This window comes from Methylophaga sp. UBA4204 (assembly GCF_002379485.1).
Classification (GTDB): Bacteria; Pseudomonadota; Gammaproteobacteria; order Nitrosococcales; family Methylophagaceae; genus Methylophaga.
On record NZ_DFTU01000037.1, the window covers coordinates 3,195 to 12,079 of the forward strand.

9 protein-coding genes are annotated in these 8,885 nt (G+C 42.2%); 7 read left to right on the forward strand and 2 right to left on the reverse strand.

The features are described from left to right. Positions 1–898: efflux RND transporter periplasmic adaptor subunit (locus B3182_RS05145; RefSeq protein WP_292751835.1), on the reverse strand; the 898-nt coding region annotated here is incomplete at its 3' end. Between the two features lie 222 nt (positions 899–1,120). Here B3182_RS05145 and B3182_RS05150 point away from each other — a divergent pair. Both B3182_RS05150 and B3182_RS16325 read left to right on the forward strand, forming a co-directional pair. Then, a complete protein-coding gene (locus tag B3182_RS05150; RefSeq protein WP_292751838.1) occupies positions 1,121–1,714 on the forward strand; it encodes a TetR/AcrR family transcriptional regulator in 594 nt (197 codons plus the stop codon). A 354-nt stretch (positions 1,715–2,068) separates the two neighbouring features. Further along, positions 2,069–2,134, forward strand: coding sequence for a CGNR zinc finger domain-containing protein (locus B3182_RS16325; RefSeq protein ID WP_366652729.1), 66 nt, complete (start codon positions 2,069–2,071; stop codon positions 2,132–2,134). Between the two features lie 122 nt (positions 2,135–2,256). On the opposite strand, the gene B3182_RS05155 is transcribed toward B3182_RS16325, so the two are convergent. Then, positions 2,257–3,666, reverse strand: coding sequence for a TonB-dependent receptor (locus B3182_RS05155; RefSeq protein WP_292356957.1), 1,410 nt, complete (start codon positions 3,664–3,666; stop codon positions 2,257–2,259). A gap of 527 nt (positions 3,667–4,193) precedes the next feature. Between B3182_RS05155 and B3182_RS05160 the strand changes: the two genes are divergently transcribed. From B3182_RS05160 to B3182_RS05180, 5 genes are all read left to right on the forward strand, one after another. Next, entirely contained in the window at positions 4,194–5,972 is a 1,779-nt protein-coding gene (locus B3182_RS05160) for an ABCB family ABC transporter ATP-binding protein/permease (RefSeq protein WP_292751841.1), read from the forward strand. A 591-nt stretch (positions 5,973–6,563) separates the two neighbouring features. Next, a complete protein-coding gene (locus B3182_RS05165) occupies positions 6,564–7,169 on the forward strand; it encodes a DUF4142 domain-containing protein (protein WP_292356954.1) in 606 nt (201 codons plus the stop codon). 228 nt (positions 7,170–7,397) lie between these two features. Further along, positions 7,398–7,676 (forward strand): hypothetical protein, encoded by a 279-nt coding sequence (locus B3182_RS05170; RefSeq protein WP_292356952.1) that lies wholly within the window; start codon positions 7,398–7,400, stop codon positions 7,674–7,676. A 74-nt stretch (positions 7,677–7,750) separates the two neighbouring features. Beyond that, positions 7,751–8,104, forward strand: a complete 354-nt coding sequence (locus B3182_RS05175) for a PRC-barrel domain-containing protein (RefSeq protein ID WP_292356950.1) — start codon at positions 7,751–7,753, stop codon at positions 8,102–8,104. A 111-nt stretch (positions 8,105–8,215) separates the two neighbouring features. Continuing rightward, positions 8,216–8,611, forward strand: a complete 396-nt coding sequence (locus tag B3182_RS05180; protein ID WP_292356949.1) for a hypothetical protein — start codon at positions 8,216–8,218, stop codon at positions 8,609–8,611. Positions 8,612–8,885: the final 274 nt, after the last annotated feature.

Consider the following 8,885-nt stretch of genomic DNA (forward strand, 5'->3'; position numbering starts at 1 on the left):
ACAGTTTGATACGGGCAAATAAGCCTGGTAAAAGTCGATCGTCAGTGTTGGGGAAACTGGCACGAATCCGTATAGAGCCGGTTTGCTGATTTACGCTATTGTCGACAAAATCAATATTGCCAATATGTTGGTAACTGCTGTCATCGGCCAACGCCATATAAACAGGATTGGCTGTGGCATCGCGGGTATCAGCCCGTTTGCCGGCTTCTGTCAGACGCTGGTATTTCAAGTAGCTTTGCTCATCAACATCAAAATAAGCGTACATTTTGTCGGTCGACACCAGACTGGTTAACTGGCTTTGACCTGCGGTAACGAAATTACCCGCTGTTATCTGGGCATAAGACACTCTGCCACTGATAGGAGCGGTAATGCGGGTGTAACTTAAATCCAGTTGGGCACGATGCAGGGCAGCTTTAACCGATGCAACGCTTGCCGATGTTTGCTGTTTACGTGCCTGACGGGTGTCCAGCAGTTCATCCGAAATAGCGCGCGCACTACTAAGTTTCTTTGCCCGGTTATATTCGGTTTCAGCCAATGCTAAAGCGCTTTCAGCACTTTGTAAGTCGGCTTTAAGTCTGGCGACTTCAGCAGCAAACGGTTGTGGATCAATTTGTACTAATAAATCGCCCTTATTGACTAAAGCACCTTCTGTGAAATGTATCTGTTCGATATAACCTGATACACGAGGCACAACATTGACCGTTTCCGGTGCTTGCAATCGACCAGTAAACTCATCCCATTCGGTAATTCGCTCACTCACCACCTGGGCGACGCTTACTGCTGGTGCCGCGGGTGCTTCAGCCTGATTAGCCGCTTGCGGATTGCCACATGCGGACAGCACCATTGCAGCGATGCTACCCAACAAAAACAGTCTTAACGTGTTTCTTGTACTTATCATGTGGTTCTCCTTGGTGTTATTTAGAAATGGGGGTTCCAGCAAATTTCTGATCCCGCAACTTTACATACGATACGTATGTCAGAAGGCAAATGTAAGGTAGGTATAATTGCCTTAACGTAAGTATGGAAATACTTGCTCATACGCGACGTATGTCATGTATAGTATTTCGCATACGTGTTGTATGTCAACTAACATGCATTACGTATGTAAAATTTGGAGAAAATGATGCCGCAAAAACGTGAAGATATGATTGCCGAAACCCAGGCTAAGCTCATTAAATCTGCGAGAGAATCTTTTGCTCACCATGGATTCGCGGAGAGTTGCATGGACGATCTTACGGCAGAAGCTGGCTTGACACGCGGTGCGCTTTATCATCATTTCGGCGGTAAGAAAGGATTACTGAAAGCTGTCATTCAACAGATTGAAGATGAAATGACGACGCGGCTGTCAGCGATAAAGTCGCAAGCCCCAACCACGTGGGATGCCTTTATTAATGGTTCGATCGCCTATCTGAATATGGCATGTGAACCTGAGATACAGCGCATCATGCTTTTAGATGGTCCCGCTGTATTAGGCGATCCTTCGCAGTGGCCGCGTAAAAATTGTTGTATTCGTAGTACGCAGCTCAGTATTGAAAAGCTGATGGAGGAAGGCATCTTGAAAGAAGTTGACTCTTTGGCGATGGCCCGTCTGATTAATGGAGCCTTGTTTGGCGCCTCCTTATGGATCGCCAATGCAGAGGATCCCCATGCTGCATCAAGCAAAGCGGTAGATGCATTTCTGACGTTGGCTTCTGGTTTGTTAAAGTCGAACTGAACATCAACTAGTCTCTCTCAAGATTGAAACCAGTGCGCACCAATATGCTTTCGAGAAAATGTCTTAGTAACATCATCTCGACGAAATAGTGAGAATTTATTCAACTACTAAAAAATTGGGCAGGCGAAACACCTGCTCAAGTCATTACAATTAAACATCCTTCAGAGATTATTGAATATTTCGTGAGGATAAAAACGCCTTAATTTTATCAATGATAAACGGACCTTCCTCCTCAAGCGCAAAGTGTCCTGTATTCAGCAGGTTATAATCCAGATCTTCTTCATCTTTTTTATACCCTTCAGTGCCCTCGACATAGCGAGTGAGCAGCGAACCTTAAATCCAGATTGTGTTTAGATGTTTGTGGATAACTCACGCAGCCATAAACGGAGATGGTGCCGTATGGATACCTGTGGTAATTGAGCGAAGGTCGCCAAACATTATCGAAAGGTAAAATCTTAACGAAAGACCAACGCAGGTTGAGTGAAAGACGCCAGTGTGGAGTTTCCCCTCAACCTAACCAAGCCTGGTTTTGCAATCACCCTCTAATCTGCAGGTTTATAACCAAACAGTTGCTGGGCTTTAATTTTTTCAGCGACCACATCAGGAACTAATTTTTCCCAGCCGGGCTCGTTGCTGGTGATCATTTTCAAGACATCCGGCGAAAAAATGTGCAGGTAATCTTCATTGAACTGTTCGATTTGTTCGATGTGATTACCCTTTTTCAGATACTCATACAGATACGTCTGTTTTTCATCGACCTGGAGATTATCGACTTTGAATAACGTGTTTGTTTCAGCGTCTTTGAAAGGATAAATATAGAGTTTGACGTTATTCTTAAATAACCGGCCAAAACCTTCCAGAATCCCACCATGTAACGTGGTGTAATAGTGATCATGAAACAACTCAATCAAACTATGCGCTCCCATCGTCAGCCCGATGCGGCGATTGGTGTAACGCGATAAATAGGTTGCCAAGCGATAGTACTCTGGATAGTCCGAAATCATGACCGTGTGTCCTGTGGCCTCCAACACATCTGCTCGACTAATAAAATCTTCCAGATCGATGCTGTCATTGCCATCAAGCAGGTTATGCATGGTGATTTCCATAATGGAAACGGTTTCTTCCGGAGACGAGTCATCCTCGGCTTCAAACTGTTTTCTGGCAGCATTGAGCATATCAATATTGACGTGGGTCACCGGACGGAACCGACCTCTTTCGACTAATACATTCTTCTTACGTAAATGCTCTGAGGGTTGAAGCACTCGGCCATCAGCCGAAAACATCGCGGCATCACTCAAGCCAAGTTGTACCAGTCTCAAACTGATAACACGGTTATCAACATGCAAGAAAGCATCACCATGAAAATCAATCATATCGACTTCAATACGATCCGTGGTTAGATTATCCAGCAGTGATTTCACCAATAAGTCAGGGTTATGGCTTAAATGAAATGCACCATGTACCAGGTTCACACCCAGAATGCCCAGTGCTTCTTGTTGCAAAGCATTTTCATGGTCCAACATACGGACATGAATAATGATTTCGCTATGTGCAGCATGAGGTTGCGTCTGAAAACGAATACCCAACCAACCATGGCATTCATTGGTTCCGTGATAGTTACGTGCTGATACGGTATCAGCAAAAGCGAAAAAAGCCGTGTTATCGCCACGTTGCTCGCTTAAACATTCCACGATTAAGTGATATTCATGATCCAGCATGTCTTCCAGACGTTCACGAGATACATAACGTGACGCTTTGCCATAAATATCGTCGCTTACTTTCATATCGTATGCCGAGATACTTTTAGCAATCGTGCCTGCAGCACCACCGACTCTAAAGAACCAGCGAACAACTTCTTGGCCAGCCCCAATTTCTGCAAAAGAACCATAACGGATAGCATCAAGATTTACTTCAAGCGCCTTTGCGCCAGACGATAAGATTTTATGTTCCATACTATCCCTAGAAATGATGTTATCGAGTTGATTTATTACTGCGAATTCAGTGTGTAAAGCAGCATGTTTGTTCGCACTCATCGATTGTAACGACTTTGAGCATGAACTTGAAATGTGAGGCATTTTGGTCGTATTGGATAAGCCACTAAGCTTAACAAATCATTCTTTTTACACGCATTGAAACAAGCTTCTTTTCAAAATGCATTTACTATTAGAAAACATGCCTTTATGTAATTAAGTGATGGATAATGCAAAAGGCTACTCAACCGTTCTATCGACATGCATCTTTTTCGCTCGATTGTTATGAATGCAATCAATAAGTCTTAGATCATCTAAATCATCACGGATTAACTTTTTCTAGCAATATCTTTGCAGCATGCTTAATTGTGCTTTGCAGGGAGTGTTTGGGATAGATCCGGGGAGAGACAGGTCATACGCACGGTAAAAGGCGATAACATTATCGTTCTCAATTTATCTCAGGTGTTTTCCAAACACTTACACCATTAAAAGGATGTCTATTGCGATCGTTGTCTCCCCCACCAGACGCAGAACCGGCAAGACTAAGCTGGAAAACCCTAAAATCGTTATGGCCGTATCTTATCGAATATCGTGGTCGTATTGTCATCGCGATGTTGAGTCTTGTGGCGGCCAAGCTAGCGACTATTGTGGTGCCATTCATTCTAAAACATATCGTGGATGGTCTTGATAGTAACCAGTTACCGGATAAGATGCTTGCGCTGCCACTCGGTTTATTACTGGCTTATGGCGTTGCACGCCTTTCCACAACCTTATTTAACGAGCTTCGCGATACGGTGTTTGGTCGGGTTACCGAGCGAGCAATGCGCCGTATCGGACTTAAGGTCTTTCAACATCTTCATGCTTTAGAACTCGACTTTCATTTAAATCGACGTACGGGAGGTTTGTCACGCGACATTGAGCGCGGTGTTACCGGGGTGGGGTTTTTACTGCGGGTCATGGTCTTTAATATCGTGCCGACAGCGTTGGAAATGGTGTTGGTGATTGGTATTTTGTTACTTAACTATCATGTCGGCTTTGCATGGATAACATTGCTGGCAGTGGTCAGTTATGTGGCATTTTCAGTGTTAGTGACCAATTGGCGGCTGACATTTGTTCGTGAAGCGAATCAAGCTGACTCCACTAGTAATACTCGTGCTATTGATAGTTTATTGAATTACGAAACCGTCAAATTTTTTGGTAATGAGGATTTTGAAGCCAACCGCTATGATGACGAATTAGCTAAATGGGAACAGGCTCGGCGTAAAAATCGGTTGTCCTTATTTTTATTAAATGGTGGACAGGCGCTGATTATTGCCTCCGCGATGACAGCCATGACGGTGCTGGCAGCCTCTCAGGTCATTGCGGGACAAATCACGCTGGGTGATTTTGTCTTAATCAACGCTTTCACCATGCAGCTGTTTATCCCGTTGGGCTTTTTAGGCTTCGTTTATCGTGAGTTGAAAAGCTCAATGACCAATATTGAGCGGATGTTTGCGTTATTAGATAAATCCCCACAGATTAACGATAAACCGGAGGCCAAGCCGTTAGTCATTTCGGATGGCGCCATTGAGTTTGATGCGGTGAATTTTGGTTACAGTGACCGATTGCCGATCTTGAACGAGTTCAGTTTTAAGGTGCTGCCAAAACAAAAAGTCGCGGTGGTCGGCAGCAGTGGGGCGGGCAAGTCCACTTTAATAAAGTTGTTGTTTCGTTTCTATGATATTCAAAGCGGCAGCATTCGTATTGATGGTCAGGATATTCGCGATGTCACACAGGCCTCGTTACGCCAGGCAATTGGTATCGTGCCCCAGGATACCGTTTTGTTTAATACAACACTGGGTGAGAATGTCCGATATGGTCGTATTGATGCCACTGATGCCGAAGTAGAACAAGCCATAAAACTGGCCCATTTAGAAGACTTTATTACTGAATTGCCAGACGGTTTAAATACTCTGGTCGGAGAACGGGGCTTAAAGCTAAGTGGCGGTGAAAAACAACGTGTAGCCATTGCCCGCACGATTTTAAAACGTCCGCCTATATTGATGTTTGATGAAGCAACCTCATCGCTGGACAGTCATTCTGAACGTATTATTCAGGAGGCCATTCGCGACATTTCAAAGGGGCAGACCAGCCTGGTGATTGCACATCGACTGTCTACTGTAGTGGATGCCGATGTCATTGTCGTCATGCAACATGGGCAAATTGTTGAGCAAGGAACCCATGAATCCTTGTTAAAGCTGGATGAGGTCTACGCTAAGCTTTGGCAGTTGCAACAACAAAAGACATGACCCATTTCGAATAGTGGCTTTAGCCTATTAGGAACAAGGATTTGCACAGCGCATTTGGGCGCGAACTTTAAATTGCCCTTTCATCCGGCATGATCAAGATAGAGAAACCAGCCTTGTTAATGCTCATCTAAGCCCAAATAACAAAAATGTCTGTAGCTCTGTAAAACCAGTCCGTCAGGAAGGCTACGGTGATAGTGACGATTCATGAAGCAATTACGTTATATCGGTTGTAAAAAATTCATATCTCTCTGAATTTTCTTTTCACTTTTTATTAATAAATAGAAAAAACAACGTCAGTCAAAACGATTTCAAGTTAAGTGAGCAAGTTTATTCATCTCCTTAACTGCCTATTTATACTCATATTATATTTTCCATAAGCTGCTTAATAACTCAATTGGGCTGTCAATATTAGTGTTGGCATTCATATTGCGTTAAGCATAGTAATACCCCTTATCTTATTTAAATCGGGGGGAATGCCTAATTTGTATGCAGTTTCATAAATATTCCCCTGCTAAATACTTACAACTTTAGGAAAGCCCTCTCTTTTCACTTAAAGATGGGGGAGCGTTTCAAATGAAATGGAGAATTTATATGAAAAACAAACTCTTTAACGTTGCAATTTTAGCGACTTTGGGGCTTTCAACGGCACAGCTCCAAGCTGACGAAAGTGAAGTTGAGATACCCGATGAAAATACTATCAGTGCTATAGCAGCCGAAAACGCTGCGAATGAACCAAATCCTGATTGGGAGGATGATATGACGAGAGATCCAGTTGATGTTGAAGATTTCGTTGAAACAGCTTCTGCGAAAGGAATTGCTGAGATTGAAACAGCACGTATGGCTCTGGATGAAGGAACAGCCCAAATTCATGAGTTTGCTAATCGGATGATAGAAGATCATACAAAAGCAAATAACGAACTGAGAGACATCGCAAGACAACAAGATCTGGAAGTCGCTGACGATCCGACACTGATGGATATGGCTAAAGCCATGATGCTAAGCATTAGAAATGATGAATCATTCGACGACGCTTACATCGAAAATCAAATCAATGCTCACGAAGAGACTATTGAGCTGTTTGAACGTGCAAGCCATTCAGACAATGATGCAATCCGTGCATTTGCACGCGAAAAACTGCCCATTTTACGAGAACATTTACAGATGGCAAACGAACTCGAAGAGCAACTTGGAGATTAATTCCAAACTCAGTTTTAACTCAATATAAAGTGTCTTCAGTTTCTGCTTTCTCACTCAATAATTACATTGATGAGAGTAAGGAGGATTGGAGGTACTTTGGGTTTTTCTTTCCCTTGCTTAGAGAGAAAATAATATAAATAAAAACATCAAGTTAATAAATGTACTTTATTTCATTTATACGTAATTTAATCTGTGAAATTGTCAGGTTAGATACCGAAAGGAGAAATTATGATTCCCGAAGCGCTTAAACAAGCAAAATCTATCGAAGAGGTGGTTCAGATCATCGATAGTGGCGGCACAGAGTCAAGCTCACCGGAAGAGCTGGCGGCTGCTTATGCTTATTTACAGACCATGAAAAAAGAAAGCCCGGATAAGGAAGAGCTCCAAGTTGAGTTTAGGAGACTTATGGAGGAGGGCGCAATGTTTGATTACGCGTTAGCGTTGGAATATGCCGAAGCATGGCTCATTGATGCGTTAAATAAAGCAACAGCGTCACAAGGTTTATAAGCAACACAAAAACACAACGTGATTTTAAAAATCGGTGTAATTAACCCATAAAACTAATAAAACGGAGAATGGATATGAAATTCAACAATATAGTTTTATCTGCATCGTCACTTGAAGGTGACAAGGTTAAAAATGCTCAGGGTGAAGATCTGGGGAATGTTAAGGACATCATGATTAATACCGAACGTGGCCAGGTCCAATATTACGTCTTATCATTCGGTGGAATTTTAGGGATGGGTGATAAGCTTTTTGCCATTCCACCGCAAGCCATAGCGGTTGATACACAAGAAGAATGTCTCATCTTGAATGTGGATAAAGACACATTAGAAAACGCTCCCGGTTTTGATAAAGACAACTGGCCGAATATGGCTGATGAAGCCTTTCGGGATGAGGTATACGCTCATTATGGCTATGAATATCGAGTGTAATAAACGCCAGGAAAAGTCCGACAGTCAAGACGAAACTCAAGTCTTTGACTTGTCACTTTTATAAATATGTTTACTTTTCCTACTTCAAAACAAATTTAAAGGATAAATCGTATGAAATTTCTTAATTCAAATACAGTTTTTTTCCGAAAAAACAAACTGACAATGGCATTTATATTCGCATTGGGCAGTGTCAGCCTTTTAGCTTGTACGCCGGATAACGAAGTTACCGGAAGTTTAGATCAAAATGAATTTATTGATCGTGTAAGCGAACGTGGTGTTTTCGACGACTGGGATGTGAATGATGACAACCAATTGAGCGAAGATGAATGGAGTCAGCATGATGAATACAATTTAATTTATGAATCATGGGATCAAGATGGAGATGGACAACTATCTGAAAATGAATTTCATGAAGGCCTTTATCGCCATTACGACGGAAATAACAGCGGTGATATTGAGGAAAAAGAATGGAACGAGGCTAAAAACGCTGGCTGGATGGATATTTAATTAAGCATTAGAAACAATGAGTTCTTTAATAGCCCGGAACCTTCCGGGCTATTTGTTATCACTATTACAAGAAAGAAAATTTTTTTGTGTAAAGCTGATTTATCACTTTATTCAAAAAAATGGTAAAGCGTCATTGATATATCAAAAGCAGCGGTGTAATCGCTGTATTTTTATTTATAGTGTTCCATTAGGAGGTTTGCATTATGTCTAGTCCTGAACATAAGGAAAAAATTTGGGGAATGATAAAAGATATTAAAGTCGGCATGTTAGTCAC